Consider the following 21,174-nt stretch of genomic DNA (forward strand, 5'->3'; position numbering starts at 1 on the left):
CGCTCGCGACGACCGGCGCTCACGAGGTGGCTCCGCGCACGAGCAGACCCGACAGGTCGTCGAGGGTTCCGATGGTGAGGACGGTGAGTCCCGCGATGCTCTGCATGCGCGGGTGTGCCCGCTCGTCGCAGATCACCGCGGCGACGGCGGTGTCGGCGGGGAACGCCAGGGCGGCCTGGCGCAGGCGGGCGAGGGGCACGGCGGACCCGACGACGACGAAGGCGATCGACAGACGCTCGTTGGCCTCGGCGGCGAATCGGCAGACGTCTTCGACCGGCATGGTGTTCTCGTGCCGCTGCACGGCGCTGAACCCGTCGAGCATCGCCCGAGGCGAGACGATCGGCACATGGCGGATGGCGCGCAGGCGCCCCTTGACCACACGCGGGATCTCGGAACCCGTGACGATGTCGATGTCACGGGCATCGCGCACGGCACGCAGGCCCAGCGAGGCCGCGGCCGACACGGCGAGCTCGTACTCGTCGGCATCCGCGTACTCCTGCGTCGCGGCGGCGAACACGACGGCCATGCGCGAGCGTCGCGACTCCTCGTACTGCCGCACCATCAGCCGGCCCGTCTTGGCCGTCGACTTCCAGTGCACCTGACGACGGGAGTCGCCCGGGACGTACTCGCGGATCGCGTGGAACGACATGTCGGCGTCGACGAGGCGGCGGGTCGCATTGCCCTCGAGGTCGCGGACGAGCCCCGCGCTGGTGGACGGCAGGCCCACCGTGCGGGGGTGGACGAACAGATCGTGCACGTCGTCGAAGGCGTGCTCGCGGCGGAGCAGCCCCACGGGGTCGCTGCGGACCGTCGTCACCGGTCCGACGCGCACCACACCGCGGGGCAGGGGCGGGATCTCGAGCGGCTCGGTCGTGCTCTGATCCGGGCGCAGCAGGGGCACCCCGAACTCCACGAGCCCGCGACCGACGGGGATGTCGAGACGACCGGGCAGGGCGGGACGCGCGCTGACGTTGCGCACGACGATCTCGCCGGTCACCCCCGTGCCCGCCACGACCCGCTCGTGGGTGAGCGAGAGGTCGACCTCGTACGCGCGCGCACCGAAGAGGAAGGGCACGGCCATCGCCAGCAGCAGCAGCGCCGCGGTGCCCGCGACCATCCACTCCACCCATCCGAAGACGATCCCCAGCAGCAGACCGATCGTGGCGGCCGCGACGACCACGGCTCCGGCCGGGCGAACGGTGCGTCCCGCCCAGCGGACCGCGGCCCGCGCGGCATCCGTCGCCACCCGCCACCACTCGGCGATCCGCACCACCGTCCGCACGATGCGACGCTGACGGCGCGCGGCCGTGGAGGTGATCGAGGTGCGTGAGCCCGTGGCCATCGTGGACGCGGAGGCGCGCGTCAGACGGGACTCGGTGAGGTTCACATCGGGCACGGGTCACCTCCCCGGCTCGCGGATGCCACGGCGACGGTCACGTCAGGCGCTCTCGCGCTGCGAGGGCGGAACCGTGTCGAGCAGGACCTGGCCGATGACGGCCTCCTGCGTCACCCCGTCGAACTCCGCCTCGGGATGCAGGATCAGGCGGTGCGAGAGCACGGCCACCGCGAGCGCCTTGACGTCGTCGGGAGTGGCGAAGGTGCGCCCCTGGGCGGCCGCGCGGGCACGGGTGGCGCGGGTGAGCGCCAGGGCTCCACGGATCGACACGCCCAGACGCACCTCGTCGGCCGTGCGCGTGGCGTCGACCAGGCGCGCGATGTAGTCGAGCACGAGGGCGTCGACGTACACGGATGCCGCGAGGTCGGCCATGCCGACGAGGGCCTGGGGCGTGATGATCGGGCGCAGATCGGCCGTGGCCGAGGCCGCGCCGTCGAGGATGCGGACCGTCGCCGCGTGATCGGGGTAGCCGAGCGAGGTGCGCAGCAGGAAGCGGTCGAGCTGCGCCTCGGGCAGGCGGTAGGTGCCGGCCTGCTCGACGGGGTTCTGCGTCGCGAGCACGAGGAAGGGCACGCCGACCTCGCGGGAGACGCCGTCGATGGTGACCTTGCCCTCCTCCATCACCTCGAGCAGGGCCGACTGCGTCTTGGGGCTCGCGCGGTTGATCTCGTCGGCGAGCACGATGTTGGCGAAGATCGGGCCGGAGTGGAACTCGAACGATCCGGTCTTCTGGTCGTACACGGTGATGCCGGTGATGTCACCGGGCAGCAGGTCGGGGGTGAACTGGATGCGGGTGTTGGTGCCCTGCACGGTCTGCCCGACGGCACGCGCGAGGGAGGTCTTGCCCGTGCCCGGCACGTCTTCAAGCAGCACGTGCCCGTCGCTGAGCATCGCCGTCAGCACGAGCTCCACGACGTGACGCTTGCCGAGGACGGCGCGCTCGACGTTGTCGGCGATCTGCGAGAAGGTCTGGGAGAACCAGGTGGCCTGCTCCTGGGTGATCGTCATGTCGGTGCGTTCTTCCTGTCGGGGGATGGACGGGGGCGGCGCTCAGCCGTTGCCCTTGGGCGGTTGGGAGGGCGAGGACTTGCCCGGGTCGCAGCCGCCGCCGGTGACGAGGGTGGCGGGGTCGAGGTTCCAGCCCTGGTCGCCCCAGTGCACGGCGATCTTGGCGTTCTCGACGCGGGTCGCCCCGTTGGGGACGATCGAGGGGTCGGTGGTCGCGATGGGTCGGTCGTTCTTGTCGAAGTAGCGGACCCCGCTGATGTCGACCGTGGTGCGGCCGGCGTCGTTGGTGGTGTCGCCGCGCACGGTCAGGGGGTTCCCCGCGACGCACGACCCGATGCGCGCCGATGCCCGCACCTGGTACGGGGCGCTGCCGGCCGCCGCCTCGACGACGCCGCGGTTTGACCTCGTCCCCCACAGGTTGTGCTGGAAGAAGACGCCGATGCCGGGGTCGCGTCCGAACACGTCGGTGCCGGGCCCCCACCCGTCGTAGACGACGCGGTTGTTGCGCGGGGGCTTGTCGCCCTCCTGGATGTCGCTGATCGTCCAGGTCGCCTTGTCGCCGTTCACGGCGGGGCGCGCGTCGACGCGGAACGTGTAGCCCTGGGGAGCCGCGGAGTCCTGGGTCGCGTCGATGCTCTTCTCCGTGGCATCCGACCCGAAGACCGTGCCGTCGTAGACGGAATCGACGCACATGCGCACGGTGTAGGTCTCGCCGTCGTCCTGGTTCGGGAACTCCGCGCGTGCCTGCGTTCCGCTCGTCTTGCACGATCCGTTGAGGGCGAAGCCGTAGCGCAGCTCGGAATCGTCGCCGTTCTTCGACGCCGACCCCTCGGCGACGATCGTGACCTTGCCGTTTCCGGTGGGCTTCGACGTCAGCGTCAGCGCGAGCTGCTGCGGCTTTCCGACGCCGTGGGCGGTGAAGGTGAGGGTCTGCCCGGTCTGCGAACCGCCGAGCCCGGGAGGCACGGTGAAGCGCGAGATCGGCGTCACCGAGATCTGCGTCGACGAGTTGCTGCCGACGCCGAAGCCCTTCAGCGAGACGGCGTCCTGGTTGCGACCGATCGAGACGGTCTTGGTCTCGCCGGCCGCGCTCTTGACCTCGAGGGTGCCCGTCTCGGCCGAGTCGATGCCGCGGATCGTCAGATCGGCGACGCCGCCCTCTCCCCCGTTCGAGACGGGGACGAAGTCGCCGCCCGACGGGCGGCCGGGGGCGTCGTACGACCACGCCGTGGTGCGCACGGCGCCGCGCGATTCGCCCACGCTGTTGATCGCGGTGACGACGTACTCGCGCTGCTCGCCGTTGGGCGCCGAGATCGCCGGGCACGAGCCGTCGGGGGCGCACCGGGCGACGACGTCTCCCCCGTACCGCACCACGAAGCCGCTCAACGCGGGGTAGGCGCGACGCGCCTCGCCGGCGTCGACGCGCAGCGTGAGGGAGCCGTCGGCGTACGCCGTTTGGCGGACGCTCGCGGGGGCGCGGGGGTAGCCGAGCAGGTCGAGCACGACCCGGGCGTCGCGGGTGGATGCCGTGGTGCGCCCCTGCGCGTCGCGCAGAGTGACGCTCGCGCTGCAGGTGCCGCCCGGGGCGTCGTCGCTCCACGAGGCGACGATGGCGGAGTCCGAGGCCACGGCGAAGCTCACTCCCGTGCACGCCGCCGCGGCACGCACGCCGACGACCTCGAGCGGGGTGCGCGGCAGAGGGTTCACCTCGCCGCTGGCACCGACCACGTCGATTGCGCAGCTCTTTCCGGACGCCTGGGAGCACTGCTCCGACGTCGTACCGCCCTGGGGAAGCGTCGAGGGGGCCGCGCCCACCCGGATGACGAGTCGGGCGGGGGCGACTGCGTTGTGGCTCGTGACCGAGATCACCGCCGCCTTCTCGGTGCCCGGGACCGCCCGGTCGTCGCCGACGACCGTCACCGTCGAGCCGTCGAGTCGGACGTCGAACGCGGAGCCCGAGTAGTCGACGGCGTAGCGGATGCCGTCCCAGTCCTCGCGGCCCAGCTGCCAGGTGGTCATGTTGCGCAGGTCGAATGTCTCGGTTTCACCGGGGCCGACCGTCAGGGCTCCCGGGCGCAGCTCGGGCTGGGGGTCGCGCGCGACGACGCCGATCGGCACCGAGACGATGGTCCAGTCCTCGGTGCCGGCCACGCGCACCGGCACCTGGCACGAGTCGGTCCACGGCGAACCGGTGCCCGCGTCGTAGCGCACGACCGAGCCCGATACCGAGCACTTCCCCTCGGCCCGCGCGCCCGACGACGCCACGTCGGTGCCGACCTCGAGCGTCGCCCGTCGGGGCACCGCCACGAGCGAGGCCATGTCGAACTCGACCGAGGCGAGCTCGTCGACGCGCTGCGCCGAACCCGGACGCAGCGACAGGCTCACGTCGTCGTCGCCGGGCACGCGCAGGAAGGCGTAGGTCGTGACGTCGGTGTCGCCGGCGCGTCCGGTGACGGCGAAGGGGATGACCCGCCGGGTCGCCGGGAGCTCGCCCGAGATGCGGCGACCGTCGAGCTGCACGCCCTGCGGCGTGCCCCACAGCGACACGTCGAGGTCGCCGACCTCGCCGCCGGCCCAGGTCGCGCGACCGGCGAGCACGTCGACGCCGCCGGTGAAGTCGTCGCGGTTCTCCACCGTCAGCACGGTGTCGGTCACCACCGGGTAGTCGGGCACGCTCTCGCGGACCACCTTCACGACGATCAGGCCTCGACCGGTGTTGCCGGAGTCGCTGGCGACGTCGTAGAGGAACGACATCGTGCCGGGCTGCTCGCCCGCACGGAGCACGACGCCGGTGTCGGTCACGGTGTCGATGAAGCCCGCGATGCGCGCGTATTCGGGGTTGGCGCTGTCGTCGACGAGGGTCTCGGGCAGGTCGGGGCGCACGCCCGTGAGCGTCAGCCGCCCCTGCGTCGGGTCGATGTCGTTGGCCAGCGGGCTCACCCGGATCGTGCGGTCGGCCCCGGCCTGCACCTGCACGTAGTCGGTGAAGGTGACGGGGCTGGGGTTCGCCTCGGCGTTCAGGATGCCGATGCGCACGGTGCCTTCACCGGTCGCGCCCGCCGAGTCGGACACCCGGTAGCGGAATGACACCTGCCCGCGATCGCCGGGGATCGAGGAGTAGACGATCGACGATCCGTCGGGCGCGACGGTGGCGGTGCCACGGTCGGGTTGGGCGACGATGCGGTCGAGGGTGACGCCGTCGCCGTCGGGATCGACGCCGAACGCCGAGAAGTCGATCGTGGTGGTGCCCCCGCTGAGCACGCGCCCCTCGAGGGTGTCGGGGAGCGGGGCGCGGTTGGCCTCGTCGCCGAGCACGGTGATGCGCACCGTCGCCTCGTCCCACAGCGCCGGGGTGCCGGTCGTGTAAACGCGGTAGGTCACCTCGTACGAGCCGGGTGCGGTCGGCGCGAGGTAGCGCAACACGCCGCCCGAGGCGAAGGCGAGCGCGTCGCTGGCGGGCTGGGCCTGGATGCTCGCGGGGTCGAGCGTCGGTCGACCGCCGGCGGGCGAGATGTCGTTGTCGAGCACGGGGATGTCGATCTGCGCCCCCGCGCGCACCGTCACGGTGTCGTCGACGGCGATCGGGGCGATCTCGGGGGCCGGAGGGAGCAGGTACACCGTCGCCTCGCCGACCACGCTCGAACCCTCGTCGTCGGTGCCGTCGCTGACGGTGTAGCCGACGGTGCCCAGGAGACCCGCGCTTCCGTCGGCGGTGCTGCCCGAGACGCGCAGGTCGTTCTGGGCGACCGTGTCGACGGTGAGCGACGCCCCGTCGGAGGCCGCAGGGGTCACGTCGCTGAGCAGCAGCACGCGACCGGTGGGATTGGACACCGCGCTGAAGACGTCGAGGGTCGCATCTTCTTGCGGGCGCACGAACGCCACGACCGGAGAGGTCGACAACTGCGCCGGCGCATCAGCGGGCAGGAGCGTGATGCGCGCGGTGCCGGTCGCATCGCGCCCCCCGCCGTTGACGGTGAAGTCGACGCGGTAGACCCCGGGGGCGGATGCCGTGAAGTCGAAGGTCGTGCTCCCCCCGACGACCGTCGCGGTGGCGGCGGCGTCGTCGAGCACGCGAACGGAGGTGAGCGAGACGTCGCCGGCGGTCCCCGTGACGTGCGGGCCGACGTCGACCGCGAGCGAGGTGCCCACGGTGTCGATCCGCGCGAACGACTGCACGGCCAGCGCCGGGTCGGGCAGGACGCGGATCACGAGGGGCTTCGTCGTCACGGCGCCGTCGGTGTCGGCGACGGTCACGTCGAGCTGCACGTTCTGCTCCGCGCCCGAGCCGTCGTCGGCGTGCTGGTAGACCACGTCGCCGCCGGGGGTCGAGGCCACGGTGCCGACGTCACCCGGGTTGTCGACGGACAGCAGCAGCAGGGGGTCGCCGTCGGGGTCGACCCACCCGGGGAGCACGGGCACCGTGATGGTTCCGCCGCGCTGCACCTCGGGCGTGGGCCACTGCTGCAGGCACCCCTCGACGCCGCACCAGGCGGGCGCCGCGTTCGTCTCGGGGGGCGAGACGGTGAGGGTGACGGTGGTGGGCGCCGACGTGAGCCCGTCGACGGCGGTGCCGTCGGTGACGGTGTAGCTGAAGGTCGCGCTGCCGGTGGCGCCGGCGGCCACGCGGACTGCGAGGCGTTGGCCGGAGTCGGTGACGGTGAGCGTGCCGAAGCCGGGGTCGAGGCCGGTGACGCTCTCGGCGACGATGCTCAGGACGTCTTCGTTCGGATCATGGTCGTTCAGGAGCACGGGGAGAGTGGTGAGGCGTCCGGCGCGCACACCGAAGACGTCGGGCTCGGCGATCGGCGGCTTGGGATCGAGCACCACGCTCAGCTGTTCGTCGCTCTGCACGGCGGTCTGCTCGGTGCGGTCGTCGAGCGACCAGTTCTGGCTCGAGGCGACGAGCGCACCGTCGGGCACCGTCCACACCCAGCCCGTGCGGGTCTCGTTGAGGATGACCGCGTGATCCGTCGCGACGAACACGGGGCGACGCTGATCGGGCATGGTCTGGCCGGCGTAGTCGAGTTCGGTCTCGCCCTGATCCGAGCGCCACAGCGTGCCGCGCGCATCGCCGGGCAGGAGCCAGGCGGCGTACGCGACACCCTCGTGCGACAGCGGCCGCGCAGGCTGACCCAGCACGTTGCCGCCGCCGCCGACCTCGCGCCGCGGCTCCGAGCCGTCGGCGGGGATGCTCCACAGCGACTGGTCATCGGCGACGTAGACGGCCCGGGCATCGGCATCCGCATCGGAGACGACGAGCTGCTCGCCGGCGTCGATGTCGACGGGATCCGCCCCGCGTCTCCAGGTGCGGCCGGAGTCCGCGTCCACGAGCACCCAGGTGTCGCCCGACGCCGAGAGCAGCGGCGTCGTCACCTGCGCGTCGAGCGCATCGCGGCCGCGGAGTTCGTCGGCCTCGATGTCGTAGCGGATGACGGAGCCGTCGGCGGACGAATAGGCGAACAGCATGCCCCGCGCATCGAGCGCCACGGCATCGGCCGTGTACGCCGGCGCGTCGTCGTCCGACGACGTGTCGAACGGGTCGAGCTCGGTGGCCGCCTGCCCGGCACGGCTGAGTCGGCTGGCGAACAGCGTCCCCGCATCGGTGCGGTAGACGACGTAGTCGCCCGCGGTGACGACCGAGGTCGTTCCCGGAGGGGTGTCGGGGGCGGCCTCGAGCTGGTCGTCCTGCAGGTCGACGGGCTGGGCCTCGTCGATGCGGGTGAGTTTGCTGAAGCTGTCGGTGAAGAGGAACGCGCCCTCGGGCGACTGCGCGACCTGACTCGGGTTGCCGGCGCTGCGCACGGTGTCGAGCTCGCCCACGGCGGTGTTCACCCGCGCGTAGCGCTGCCCGTCTCCGGTCTGCAGGGCCCACACCGAGGTGTCGACCTCGGGCGTCTGCTGCGCGTCGAGCCCGGGCCAGACGATGCTCGCCGTCACCACGAGCGCGGCGGCCGCGATGGTGGCCCCGAGGCCGGCGATCGTGCGGCGCTTCATCGCAGCACTCCCGTGGCGTACAGCGCGGCGACGACGACCGCTCCGGCGGTGACGAGGGTGGCGGATGCCAGGATCCACGGCAGCGCGCGCGAGGCGCCCGCGCTTCCCGAGGCGATGTCGGTGTCTTCGTCGCGGGCATAGCCGGTGATGCCGGACGAGCTGCGCAGCTTGCGCGAGCCCTCTCGCTCGATGCGCGAGCGGGCGGGGCCGCGCAGGGTGCCGTCGGCGAAATCGACGGCGCGCGCCGTGGCCGTCCATTCCGCGGCGGGCACCTCGAGCGGGGTCGCCGGCAGCCCCAGCTCGGTCTGCACGGCCTGGAGCGCCTCACCGAAGGCGCGGGCGCTCGCGTGGCGATCGGCTGGGTCGCGCGACATCGATCGGGCCAGCACCGCCTGCAGCGAAGCCGGGACGTCGCCGCGGCCGATGTCGGTGTACGAGGCGCGGGCGATGCGACGGCGCAACTGCTCGCGGGAGTTCTGACCCTTCTCGCGCCGCTCGAACGGGCTCTGGCCCGCGAGCAGCGAGTACACCGTCGCGCCCAGGCTCCACACCTCGCTGGCGACGGTGCCGACGGTCTGCTCGGCGACGACCTCGGGGGCGCTCCACGGAACCGACATCGCGAGCATCTCGTCGGCCCCCTGGCGCACGAGCGACGACGAGATGCCGAAGTCGGCGAGAACCGGCGCCCCGAAGGTCGTGACGAGGATGTTGCTGGGCTTCACATCGCGGTGGATGAGGCCCGCGTGGTGCGCGGACTCGAGCGCGCCCGCCATGCGCACCCCGATCGACAGCACCTCGGCCACCGGCATGCGCTCGACGCGATAGCGCTGCGAGAGCGAGCCGGGGCAGAACTCCATGACGATGTAGGGCCGACCGTCGGCGGAGATCCCCGCCTGATAGACGGTGACGATCGACGGGTGCGCCGACAGGTGGGCGAGCACGTCGGCCTCGGCGTTGAACATGCGCAGGAGATCGGGGTCGCGCACGTCGCTCGGCAGCACCTTCACCGCGACGTCGCGACGCGGCATGTCCTGGCCGTACAGGAACACATCGGCGAACCCGCCGGAGCCGAGGGGACGGATGTAGGCCAGCCCGGGCAGGATGGGCGGCGACGACGGGAGGCGCTGCGGCATCGAGCCCCCTCCCCCGCACGACACGCCCGCACCGACGCGGCGGACAACCCGTCGATGCTAACAAAGCAGCCGATGAGACCCGCGCGCTCATCCACAGGGGTCAGGTGGCCGACGGCCCCGGTTCGCGCGGATCGAACGGAGCGTCGAGAGAGCGCGTCAGTTCGTCGAGGAGGGCAGCGATCTGCGGCTCGACGTACTCGGCGACCGCGGCCTGGATGCGGAGTCGGTGGTGCAGCAGAACCGTGCACACCTCTCGACCGATCATGTTGGCGTAGTCGTCGGCGAGACCCACCTCCTGCCGCAGCGCGGCCTTGGCGGCATCCGACAGGGGAGGAAGGGCGGGGAGCGCCGCGTCCTCCTCGGCGGCGAGACCCGACAGGGTGAACAGGAACGGCGAACCGGGCTCGGGGTCGGGGTCGAGCGGCATGCCCTCGAACTCCGGCTCGAGGTCTTCGGCGGGGCGATAGGTGCGGCGGCGATTGCGCTCGGCCTGCTGGTCGAGCTCGGCCTGCAGCATCGGCAGGTTGCGCGAGGTGTACTCGGCGACGGCGTGGTCGACGATGCTCTTCACCCGGGTCGACAGACCGTGCTGCACGCCGTGGGGCACGTCGGCTCCGAGCCCTGCCGCCGACAGGACCGGCGAGCCGAAGCACCGCCGGCACGGGGCGATGCGGCCGCGGTGGTTGGCGGGCTCCCAGCGCGGCAGCCAGCGCAGCCAGGCGTCGACCGCCTGGCTCACCTGCGACTCGAGGGAGCGCTCCACGGCCCTAAGGCTAGTGCGACACGCCCGGAAGCACGCGCATGCCGTGCTGCGCGCCGCGTCGGAGCCGCCGTCGCACGCGGAGATCAGGGCGCGTCGTCGTCGTCGTCCTCCCAGCGCCAGCGCGGGCCGCTACTGCGGGCGCGCACGAGGAAGACACCGAAGAACGCTGCCAGGAGCGCCGCGAGGGCGACGACGGGGCCGGCGAATCCGATGGCCACACTCCCCGCCGCCGAGAGCCCGCGCGCCGGATCGGCTCCGCTGACGAGCGCTCCGACGACGATGCCGAGGATCTCGCCCACATAGGCGCCGATGGCACACGGCACCGCCGTCAGGTACGACGGCGGGTCGGCCCGCACACCCCACAGCAGCACGCCCGCGAAGGTGGCGAAGGCGAACACCTGCCCGATGACACCCGGGACGACCCCCAGGCCGCGCACCGGGATGACGTCGGCGTCGAGCACGAGACTCGCCACCCCGAGCCCGCCGATCAACAGCGCGACGCAGACGACGGTCGCGAAGACGACGGCGACCGGCGGGGTGACCCCCGCCGGTCGCGGCTCGTTCGTCATGGCATCCGGTCTCAGCGCTGAGAGAGCTGAGGGCCGGCCTCGAGGGTGCGCTCGTACTCGCGCTGCGCCTCGGCGTTGATCTCGGTGACGCGGCGACCGCGGGCCGACACCCACGCGCCGAACCAGATGGTGAGCTCACGGCCGAGGACGAAGGCCACGATTCCGAGCGGCGCGAGGAGGTTGTCCTGCAGCAGCTCGAACGACTGACGCGCGGTGATCATCCAGAACGGAGCGCCCAGGAGCACGCCCAGCAGGTGACCGGCCCAGGCGACGACGCCCACGAGCAGGCCCCAGACCACCCAGTGGCCCCACCGTCCGCGGTTGATCAGCGCGCCGAGGAACCAGAAGCCGAGGTAGAAGGCCACCGTCGGAACCCAGAGGCCCGCCGTGGCGAGGGTTGCGAGCGCCTCGCGACCGAGGTCGGCCGCGACGAAGTCTCCGGAGAGCAGGCCCAGACCGAGCGTGGCCGCGAGGTACAGCACGGCGAAGACGAGGGCGGCGAGCAGACCGATGGCGCCGGCCGCGCCGCGGTTGCCGCGCGGACGGGGCGCCTCGGGCGCCTGCACGAAGATGGGCTGCGCACCGCCGCCGACGCGGGCGGGCTCGTCGTAGACGGGCGCGGTGGATGCGGTGGCGGCACCGGTCCCGGCGGCCGCACCGGCCGCGGCTCCGGCGACCGCGGGAGCGGCGGTGGTCGCTGCCGTCCGGTCGACGTGGTCGGTCTGCGCCACGGGGGCGTCGTACGCGGTGGTGCGCGGCGCCGCGTTCTCGGACTCGGCGGAGGCGGCGTAGGCGGCCCAGCGAGCGTCTTCGTCGTCGAGATCCGCCTGCGAGGTGGACTGCGGCGGCACCGGCGAGGCGTCGTGCACGACGGGAGCCGTGTGCTCGCTGCGCGCGGCGAGCGGAGCCGCGGTCTCGCGCTCGTGGTCTTCGCGCTCGTCCCAGGCGGCCTGCGCCTCCTGCGGGTCGACCGCATCGCGGCGCGCCGCCTCGGCGTCGGCGAGTCCCTCGTGGGCTCGGCCGACGACGTCGTGCCCTTCGTCCTTGGGTTCAGCGACGGGGTCGCCGTACGACTGATGGTCGCTCATGGGGTCTCCTCACGCGATGCTTGCCGCGCAAGGCTATCCCGGGACCTGCGGGCCACCGCGCAGGCGTGCCGGGCATTGTCGTCTCGACCGTGTCGGCGGGGGCGCTTAGGGTGTCAGCATGCCTCGTCGACCGCTCCGCCCGGCCCTGACCGCCGTCGCGCTCGGCGCGGCGATGCTCGCTCTCACCGCGTGCGCGCCCGCCGCCGACGAGTCCGCACCAGCGCCGTCGGCGACCGTCTCCTCGTCGCCGACCCCCATCCCGACGATCACCCAGACGGCGACGGCCGTGCGCATCCCCGCGGACTGCCGATCCATGCTCACGGCGGACGTGCTGGCGCAGCTGGGCGACACTCCCCTGAACGATCCCGCGATGGGCCCCTCGGGTGCACAGCCCGACGGCTCGCTGACCTGCATCTGGCGCGACCCGGCCGCCGACACCACCGGACTCGTCACCCACATCACGCGCATGGACCGCGGACCGGCCCTCGACATGCTCAACGACCTCGTCTCGACGCAGGGGTTCAGCTGCTACACCCCCGACGCGGGCACGCGCTGCGAGAAGACCTGGATCAACGACACCTACCCCGTCAACGACGGGCGCACGCTCTACTGGCGCGACGACGTGCTGATCGACACGCAGTACTCGAACCTGGCGCCCACGGGGTACACGGCCAGCATCATCTCGTCGATCTTCGGGTCGTAATCCCGCCGCGGGTCCGCGGGACTCCTCACTCGCCGAAGAAGGCGTGCGACGCCACGATCGCGGCGTAGTCCGGGGGCTGCCAGTCGACCAGGGTCGACGACACCCATCGGTCGGCGCGCAGGTCGTGGATCTCGACCACCCCGCCCGCCTCGCGTTCGCAGTGGACGGTGTCGGCTTCCGTCGTGCACGCGAAGCCCTGACCGGCCAGCGTCGCCTGCACGGCCGCGGACCCCTGCGCGGACACCGTGGAGACCGTCGTCTCGAGGGAGCGATCCCCCTCTCCGCGCCAGTGACACGTGACGACCACCGTGGCTCCGGCGGCCGCGACGGCCTCCGGCGTCGAGGCGGCGGCCGTGTGCCGCTGCGAGAGCAGGGCACCCGGCGACCACACGAGCGACGACCAGAGCGGCTGGGAGTAGAGGTGCCGGCAATCCGAGGCCGGGGTCGAGGGCGTCTCCGCCGTGTCGGACGAGACCGTCGATGCGGCGCGCAGGGTCTCACCGACGAAATCGACCGCGACCGGCACGCCGGGCATCGCGAGCACGACGAGGCCGCCGACGGCGGCTGCGCACAACAACCCCGCCGGCCAGGCCATCCACAGGCTGCGTCCACCGATCCGGGCCATGCGTTCCTCCGCATCCACGGTAGGCGCACCACCCCGCGGGAGCGGGTCCCCGACACGCCGCGACCCCGCCCCGACACGCCGTCGACACCGCCCTGACACGACGAAGGCCCCCGGCGCGAGCCGGGGGCCTTCGGGGTGATCAGGATGCCGCGTCGAGGACGCGGCATCCCTGAATCAGCTGTCTTCGCGACTTCGTCGCTCGGCAACTTCAATCGGCTCGGTCGAGCGAGCGAGCTCGCTCTCCTCTCGCCTCAATCAGTTGTACGTGCCGGGCGTGAAGTCGTCCGTCGAGAAGCTGTCGAAGTCGACGTAGCTCAGGTCGGCGTCGCTGTACGCGCCGTCCGAGGCGAAGATGCGGTTGGGGTACCGCTCGCTCTTGGCCTCTTCCGTCGCCTCGACCGTGACGTTGCGGTACTTCGCAAGTCCGGTTCCGGCGGGGATGAGCTTTCCGATGATGACGTTCTCCTTGAGGCCGACCAGCGGGTCGCTCTTGCCCTCCATGGCCGCCTGCGTCAGGACGCGGGTGGTCTCCTGGAACGACGCGGCCGACAGCCACGACTCGGTCGCGAGCGACGCCTTGGTGATACCCATCAGCTCGGGACGACCCGACGCGGGGCGCTTGCCCTCGCCGACCGTCTCGCGGTTGATGGTCTGGTAGCGCTTGAAGTCCACCAGCTCACCGGGCAGCAGGTCGGTGTCGCCGTGGTCGACGACGGTGACCTTGCGGAGCATCTGTCGGACGATGACCTCGATGTGCTTGTCGTGGATCGGCACACCCTGCGAGCGGTACACGCCCTGGACGCCGTTGACGAGGTACTTCTGCACCTCGCGGGCACCCTGCACGCGCATGACCTCCTTGGGGTCGAGCGTTCCGACCAGGATCGGCTCGCCGACCGAGACGTGCTGGCCGTCCTCGACCAGGAGCGTCGCGCGCTTCAGGACGGGGTAGACCACGGGCTCGTCGCCGTTGTCGGGCGTGAGGATGACCTTCTTGGCCTTGTCGGTCTCGTCGATCGTGATGCGGCCGTCGGCCTCGGCGATCGGCGACGCACCCTTGGGGGTACGGGCCTCGAACAGCTCCTGCACACGGGGAAGACCCTGCGTGATGTCATCCGCCGACGCCGAACCACCGGTGTGGAAGGTACGCATCGTCAGCTGGGTACCGGGCTCACCGATCGACTGGGCCGCGATGATGCCGACGGCCTCGCCGATGTCGACGATCTTGCCGGTGGCCAGCGAACGGCCGTAGCACTTCGCGCAGACACCCACGGCCGAGTCGCAGGTCAGCACGGAGCGGACCTTGATCGACTCCACGCCACCCTCGACCAACTTGTTGATGAGCACGTCACCCACGTCGTCGCCGGCCTCGGCCAGCACGGTGCCCTGCGCGTCGACGACCGCCGTGGCGAGCGTGCGAGCGAACACCGAGTTCTCGACGTTGGCGTCCTTGACCAGCGAACCGGTCGAGTCGGCGGCGGCGATCGGGAGCTCGAGGCCCTTCGACGTGCCGCAGTCCTCTTCGCGGATGATGACGTCCTGCGAGACGTCGACGAGACGGCGCGTCAGGTACCCCGAGTCGGCCGTACGGAGGGCCGTGTCGGCCAGACCCTTACGGGCACCGTGCGTCGCGATGAAGTACTCGGCGACCGACAGACCCTCGCGGTACGAGGAGATGATCGGACGCGGGATGATCTCACCCTTGGGGTTGTTCACCAGGCCTCGCATACCCGCGATGTTGCGGATCTGCAGCCAGTTACCACGGGCGCCCGACGAGACCATGCGGTTGATGGTGTTGTCGGCGGGGAAGTTGTCCCGCATCGCCTTCTGGACCTCGTCGGTGGCCTCGGTCCAGATCTTGATGAGCTCCTGACGACGCTCGGCGTCGGTGGTGAGACCCTTCTCGTACTGGCCCTGGACCTTCGCGGCCTGCTTCTCGTAGCCCGCGACGATCTCCGCCTTGTTCGGCGGGGTGAGGATGTCGCTCAGCGCCACCGTGACACCCGAACGGGTGGCCCAGTAGAAGCCGGCGTCCTTGATGCGGTCGAGCGAAGCAGCGACCTCCACCTTCGGGTACTCCTCGGCGAGCTTGTTGACGATCTGCGACAGCTTGCCCTTGTCGGCCTGCTCGCGGACGAACGGGTAGCCCTTGGGGAGCGTGTCGTTGAAGATCGCCTGTCCGAGCGACGCGTCGACCAGACCGTGCTTCTCGTAGCCCTCGGGCGCCTGGCCCTCGAGGAACGTGAGGCCGGGGATGCGGATGCGCGCCTTGGCCTGCAGGTCGAGGGTGCCCTCGTCCTTGGCCAGGATCGCCTCGCCCACCGAACCGAACGCACGGCCTTCGCCCTTCGCGCCCTCCTTGAGGGTGGTCAGGTGGTGCAGACCGATGATCATGTCCTGCGAGGGCAGGGTCACCGGACGACCGTCCGACGGCTTGAGGATGTTGTTCGAGGCGAGCATCAGCACGCGCGCCTCGGCCTGGGCCTCGACCGACAGGGGAAGGTGGACGGCCATCTGGTCACCGTCGAAGTCGGCGTTGAACGCCGCGCACACGAGCGGGTGCAGCTGGATCGCCTTGCCCTCGACGAGCTGGGGCTCGAACGCCTGGATGCCGAGACGGTGCAGGGTGGGTGCACGGTTCAGCAGCACGGGGCGCTCGCGGATGATCTCCTCGAGCACGTCCCAGACCTCGGGACGGTAGCGCTCGACGGCGCGCTTGGCGGCCTTGATGTTCTGCGAGTGACCGAGGTCGATCAGGCGCTTGATCACGAAGGGCTTGAACAGCTCGAGAGCCATCTGCTTGGGCAGACCGCACTGGTGGAGCTTGAGCTGGGGTCCGACGATGATGACGGAACGGCCCGAGTAGTCCACGCGCTTTCCGAGCAGGTTCTGGCGGAAGCGACCCTGCTTTCCCTTGAGCATGTCGCTCAGGGACTTCAAGGCGCGGTTACCGGTACCGGTGACGGGGCGACCACGGCGACCGTTGTCGAACAGTGCGTCGACGGCCTCCTGCAGCATGCGCTTCTCGTTGTTGACGATGATCTCGGGGGCACCGAGGTCGATCAGGCGACGAAGGCGGTTGTTGCGGTTGATCACGCGACGGTAGAGGTCGTTCAGGTCGGAGGTGGCGAAACGGCCACCGTCGAGCTGGACCATCGGACGAAGCTCCGGCGGGATGACCGGGACGACGTCGAGCACCATCGAGGCCGGGCTCATGCCGGTCTGCAGGAACGAGTTGACGACCTTCAGGCGCTTGATCGCGCGGATCTTGCGCTGACCCTTGCCCTCGGAGATCTGCAGGTGCAGGTTGTCGGCCTCGGCCTGCAGGTCGAAGGCCTCGAGACGGCGCTTGATCGACTCCGCGCCCATGTGGGCCTCGAAGTACTGACCGAAGCGGTCCTGGAGCTCGTGGAAGACGTCGTCTTCGGGCTTCAGGGCGCCCACCTCGAGCGTGCGGAAGTCCTCCCACACGCGCTCGAGCTTGGCGATCTGCTCGTCGGCGTTCTTGCGGGCCGCCGTCATGTCCTTCTCGGCGGCGTCCTTGACCTTCTTCTTCTGGTCGGCCTTGGCACCCTCGGCCTCGAGAGCCGCGAGCTCCTCCTCCAGCTTGGCCATGCGCGCCGCGATGCGGGCGTCACGACGGTCGCCGAGCGTCTTGAGCTCGAGACGGATGTTGTTCTCCTGCGTCGCCAGGTCGCGGTGACGAGCATCCTCGTCGACCGAGATGACCATGTAGGCGGCGAAGTAGATGACCTTCTCGAGGTCCTTCGGCGCCATGTCGAGCAGGTAGCCGAGGCGCGAGGGCACGCCCTTGAAGTACCAGATGTGCGTGACGGGCGCGGCGAGCTCGATGTGGCCCATACGCTCGCGACGGACCGAGCTCTTGGTGACCTCGACGCCGCAGCGCTCGCAGACGATGCCCTTGAAGCGGACGCGCTTGTACTTTCCGCAGGCACACTCCCAGTCGCGGGAGGGTCCGAAGATCTGCTCGCCGAAGAGGCCGTCCTTCTCGGGCTTCAGCGTGCGGTAGTTGATCGTCTCGGGCTTCTTGACCTCACCGAAGGACCAACGACGGATGTCGTCGGCGGTGGCCAGACCGATACGGATCTGATCGAAAGTGGTTGATTCGAGCACTGGTTCTCCTGTGTCGGAATTCTCTGAAATCTGAGCTGGGTCGCTGAGCTGGAAGCTCAGATCTCGTCGATCGACGAGGACTCGAAGCGGCTGGAGATGTTGATGCCGAGCTCTTCCGCAGCGCGGAAGGCGTCGTCATCCGTGTCGCGCAGGTTGACAGCCGTGCCGTCGGCCGAGAGGACCTCGACGTTCAGGCAGAGCGACTGCATCTCCTTCATGAGCACCTTGAAGGACTCGGGGATGCCGGGCTCCTGGATGTTCTCGCCCTTGACGATGGCCTCGTACACCTTGACGCGGCCGAGGATGTCGTCGGACTTGATCGTGAGGAGCTCCTGCAGCGCGTACGCGGCACCGTAGGCCTCGAGCGCCCACACTTCCATCTCACCGAAGCGCTGACCACCGAACTGCGCCTTACCACCGAGCGGCTGCTGGGTGATCATCGAGTACGGGCCCGTCGAACGCGCGTGGATCTTGTCGTCGACGAGGTGGTGCAGCTTCAGGATGTACATGTAGCCGACCGAGATGGGCGCCGGGAACGGCTCGCCGGAGCGACCGTCGAACAGCAGCGTCTTACCCGTGGAGTCGACCAGGCGGTCGCCGTCGCGGTTCGGGATCGTCGAGTCGAGCAGACCCGCGATCTCGGCCTCGAACGCACCGTCGAACACCGGGGTGGCGACCTTCGTGCCGGGAGCCGCCTCGCGGGCGACCTCGGGCAGCTGGGCGGCCCACTCGGGCGTGCCCTCGACCTTCCAACCCTGCTGGGCGATCCAGCCGAGGTGGAGCTCGAGGACCTGGCCGAAGTTCATTCGACCCGGGATGCCGAGCGGGTTGAGGATGATGTCGACCGGCGTGCCGTCGGACAGGAAGGGCATGTCCTCGATCGGGAGGATCTTGGCGATGACACCCTTGTTGCCGTGGCGGCCGGCGAGCTTGTCGCCCTCGGTGATCTTGCGCTTCTGGGCGATGTAGACCACGACGCGGCGGTTGACGCCCGAGCCGAGCTCGTCGTCACCGTCTTCGGCGTTGAACTCCTTGACGGCGATGATCGTGCCCTGCTCGCCGTGGGGCACCTTCAGCGAGGTGTCACGGACTTCGCGGCTCTTCTCGTTGAAGATCGCGCGGAGCAGGCGCTCCTCGGCGCTCAGCTCGGTCTCGCCCTTGGGCGTGACCTTGCCGACGAGGATGTCGCCGGGACGCACCTCGGCACCGATGCGGATGATGCCGCGGTCGTCGAGGTCTTTCAGCAGGTCGGGGCTGACGTTGGGGAGGTCACGGGTGATCTCCTCCTTGCCGAGCTTGGTGTCGCGCGCGTCGACCTCGTACTCCTCGATGTGGATCGACGACAGCGTGTCGTCCTTCACGAGGTCCTGGCTGAGGATGATCGCGTCCTCGAAGTTGTGGCCTTCCCAGGTCATGAACGCCACGAGGAGGTTCTTGCCGAGGGCGAGCTCGCCGTTCTCGGTCGCGGGACCGTCGGCGATGACCTCGCCGGCCTCGATGCGCTCGCCGGCCGAGACGACCACGCGCTGGTTGTACGACGTGCCCTGGTTGGAACGGTCGAACTTGCGCAGGAAGTAGTCCTGCGTGCCGCCCTCGTCGAGCTGGATGGTCACGACGTCGGCCGAGACCTCCAGGACCACACCGGCCTTGTCGGCGGTGACCACGTCACCGGCGTCGATGGCTGCGAAGCCCTCCATACCGGTACCCACGACGGGCGACTCGCTGCGCACGAGCGGCACGGCCTGGCGCTGCATGTTCGCACCCATGAGGGCGCGGTTGGCGTCGTCGTGCTCGAGGAACGGGATGAGCGAGGTCGCCACCGACACCATCTGGCGCGGCGAGACGTCCATGTAGCCGATCTCGTCGTTCGGGAAGAGGTCGACCTCGCCACCCTGGCCACGACGGGCGAGGATGCGGTCCTCGACGAAGTGTCCGTCGGCCTGGAGGGCGACACCGGCCTGAGCGACGATGTGGTCGCTCTCTTCGCTGGCGGTGAGGTAGTCGATCTGGTCGGTCACCCGGCCGTCGACGACGCGACGGTACGGGGTCTCGATGAAACCGAAGGCGTTGATGCGGGCGAACGAGGCCAGCGAGCCGATCAGACCGATGTTCGGGCCTTCAGGGGTCTCGATGGGGCACATGCGGCCGTAGTGCGACGGGTGGACGTCGCGGACCTCGACGCCGGCGCGCTCACGCGACAGACCGCCGGGGCCCAGGGCGGACAGGCGGCGCTTGTGGGTCAGACCCGCGAGCGGGTTGTTCTGGTCCATGAACTGCGACAGCTGAGAGGTTCCGAAGAACTCCTTGATCGCGGCGACGACGGGGCGCACGTTGATCAGGGTCTGCGGCGTGATCGCCTCGATGTCCTGCGTGGTCATGCGCTCGCGGACGACGCGCTCCATGCGCGACAGACCGGTGCGGACCTGGTTCTGGATGAGCTCGCCGACGGCGCGGATGCGACGGTTGCCGAAGTTGTCGATGTCGTCGGTGTCGAGACGGATCTCGGCGGCCTGGCCACCGCGGACACCGTCGAACGTGACGTCACCGCGGTGCAGGCGCACGAGGTACTTGATCGTGGCGACGATGTCGTCGACGGTCAGCACCGAGTCGCTCAGCGGCTTGTCGAGACCGAGCTTCTGGTTGATCTTGTAGCGACCCACCTTGGCCAGGTCGTAGCGCTTGGAGTTGAAGTAGAAGTTGTCCAGCAGCGCACGGGCGGCCTCGGCGGCGACCTGCTCGCCCGGACGGAGCTTGCGGTAGATGTCGCGGAGGGCGTCTTCCTTCGTGAGGATCGTGTCCTTGGACAGCGTCTCTTCGATGGAGTCGAAGCCGGAGAACTCGGCGAGGATGTCTTCGCTGGTCAGGCCGAGGGCCTTGAGGAAGACGGTAACCGACTGCTTGCGCTTGCGGTCGATGCGCACGCCGACCTGGTCGCGCTTGTCGATCTCGAACTCGAGCCAGGCTCCGCGCGAGGGGATGACGCGCGCCGACACGATGTCCTTGTCGGAGGTCTTGTCGGGCGTCTTGTCGAAGTAGACACCGGGCGACCGCACGAGCTGCGACACGACGACACGCTCGGTGCCGTTGATGATGAACGTGCCCTTGTCGGTCTGGAGCGGGAAGTCGCCCATGAAGACCGTCTGGGTCTTGATCTCACCGGTCTGGTGGTTCATGAACTCGGCCTCGACGTACAGCGGGGCGGCGTACGTCTTGCCGCGCTCCTTGCACTCTTCGATCGAGTACTTCTCGGGCTCGAGGTACGGGTTCGTGAACGAGAGCTGCATCGTCTCGCTCAGGTCTTCGATGGGAGAGATCTCCTCGAAGATCTCCTCGAGTCCGCTGATCTCGGGGACGTCGGTGCGTCCCTGTTCCTGGGCCTCGGCGACGCGCGCCTTCCAGGCTTCGTTACCGACGAGCCAGTCGAACGACTCGGTCTGCAGTGCGAGCAGATCGGGAACGGTCAGCTTGTCGGAGATCTTCGCGAACGAGAGGCGGGATGCTCCGCGTCCGCTCTTGGGGGTGGTGGTGGTGGATGCGTTGCTCGCAGCAGCCAAGGGAATAACCTCCAGAAGCCCGGGCGAGGGGCTCGTGATTCCTTGTCGTCAGGTGGAGTGCGTTCCTGCCCCGATAACCTGCTCGCCGCACACCGCGATGAAGCGGGGACGGGCAGGCTCAGCCGACCACCATATGAGGGCAGGGGGAATCGAGGAGCGCAAAGTCCAAGCATACGCGGGAGGACTCGCCGTGTCCAGTCCAATTCTTGA

General features: G+C 70.1%; 11 protein-coding genes. 1 reads left to right on the forward strand and 10 read right to left on the reverse strand.

Annotated elements, in window-relative coordinates; all coding sequences use genetic code 11:
• Window positions 1-19: 19 nt before the first annotated feature.
• The 7 genes from RWH43_RS03355 to RWH43_RS03385 all read right to left on the reverse strand — a co-directional run bounded on the left by RWH43_RS03355 (window position 20) and on the right by RWH43_RS03385 (window position 11,951).
• Window positions 20-1,396 carry a DUF58 domain-containing protein gene (locus RWH43_RS03355; protein WP_316000658.1) on the reverse strand — a complete coding sequence of 459 codons (1,377 nt, stop codon included), beginning with the start codon at window positions 1,394-1,396 and terminating at the stop codon, window positions 20-22.
• Between the two features lie 42 nt (window positions 1,397-1,438).
• Window positions 1,439-2,404: an AAA family ATPase gene (locus RWH43_RS03360; RefSeq protein WP_316000659.1), complete on the reverse strand. Its 966-nt coding sequence runs from the start codon at window positions 2,402-2,404 to the stop codon at window positions 1,439-1,441.
• A 42-nt stretch (window positions 2,405-2,446) separates the two neighbouring features.
• Window positions 2,447-8,398: an Ig-like domain-containing protein gene (locus RWH43_RS03365; protein ID WP_316000660.1), complete on the reverse strand. Its 5,952-nt coding sequence runs from the start codon at window positions 8,396-8,398 to the stop codon at window positions 2,447-2,449.
• Complete coding sequence (locus tag RWH43_RS03370) at window positions 8,395-9,531, reverse strand: serine/threonine-protein kinase (protein WP_316000661.1); 1,137 nt, start codon at window positions 9,529-9,531, stop codon at window positions 8,395-8,397. Before RWH43_RS03370 ends, RWH43_RS03365 begins: the two co-directional genes overlap by 4 nt.
• A gap of 100 nt (window positions 9,532-9,631) precedes the next feature.
• The gene (locus RWH43_RS03375; RefSeq protein WP_144829799.1) at window positions 9,632-10,294 is read right to left on the reverse strand and encodes a spermidine/putrescine ABC transporter substrate-binding protein; all 663 of its coding nucleotides are present in this window, start codon (window positions 10,292-10,294) and stop codon (window positions 9,632-9,634) included.
• A gap of 83 nt (window positions 10,295-10,377) precedes the next feature.
• Window positions 10,378-10,863: a DUF6121 family protein gene (locus tag RWH43_RS03380; protein WP_316000662.1), complete on the reverse strand. Its 486-nt coding sequence runs from the start codon at window positions 10,861-10,863 to the stop codon at window positions 10,378-10,380.
• A gap of 11 nt (window positions 10,864-10,874) precedes the next feature.
• Window positions 10,875-11,951 carry an ABC transporter gene (locus RWH43_RS03385; protein WP_316000663.1) on the reverse strand — a complete coding sequence of 359 codons (1,077 nt, stop codon included), beginning with the start codon at window positions 11,949-11,951 and terminating at the stop codon, window positions 10,875-10,877.
• A 118-nt stretch (window positions 11,952-12,069) separates the two neighbouring features.
• Here RWH43_RS03385 and RWH43_RS03390 point away from each other — a divergent pair, with 118 nt between their 5' ends.
• Window positions 12,070-12,654, forward strand: a complete 585-nt coding sequence (locus RWH43_RS03390) for a DUF3558 domain-containing protein (RefSeq protein ID WP_144829808.1) — start codon at window positions 12,070-12,072, stop codon at window positions 12,652-12,654.
• 25 nt (window positions 12,655-12,679) lie between these two features.
• On the opposite strand, the gene RWH43_RS03395 is transcribed toward RWH43_RS03390, so the two are convergent.
• The 3 genes from RWH43_RS03395 to rpoB all read right to left on the reverse strand — a co-directional run bounded on the left by RWH43_RS03395 (window position 12,680) and on the right by rpoB (window position 20,964).
• Window positions 12,680-13,279 (reverse strand): hypothetical protein, encoded by a 600-nt coding sequence (locus RWH43_RS03395; protein WP_316000664.1) that lies wholly within the window; start codon window positions 13,277-13,279, stop codon window positions 12,680-12,682.
• A gap of 255 nt (window positions 13,280-13,534) precedes the next feature.
• Window positions 13,535-17,410, reverse strand: coding sequence for a DNA-directed RNA polymerase subunit beta' (gene rpoC, locus RWH43_RS03400; RefSeq protein ID WP_144829814.1), 3,876 nt, complete (start codon window positions 17,408-17,410; stop codon window positions 13,535-13,537).
• Between the two features lie 56 nt (window positions 17,411-17,466).
• Complete coding sequence (gene rpoB / locus RWH43_RS03405; protein ID WP_154096198.1) at window positions 17,467-20,964, reverse strand: DNA-directed RNA polymerase subunit beta; 3,498 nt, start codon at window positions 20,962-20,964, stop codon at window positions 17,467-17,469.
• Window positions 20,965-21,174 lie beyond the last annotated feature (210 nt).

Origin of the sequence: Microbacterium algihabitans (assembly GCF_032464975.1) — a bacterium.
GTDB lineage: Bacteria > Actinomycetota > Actinomycetes > Actinomycetales > Microbacteriaceae > Microbacterium > Microbacterium algihabitans.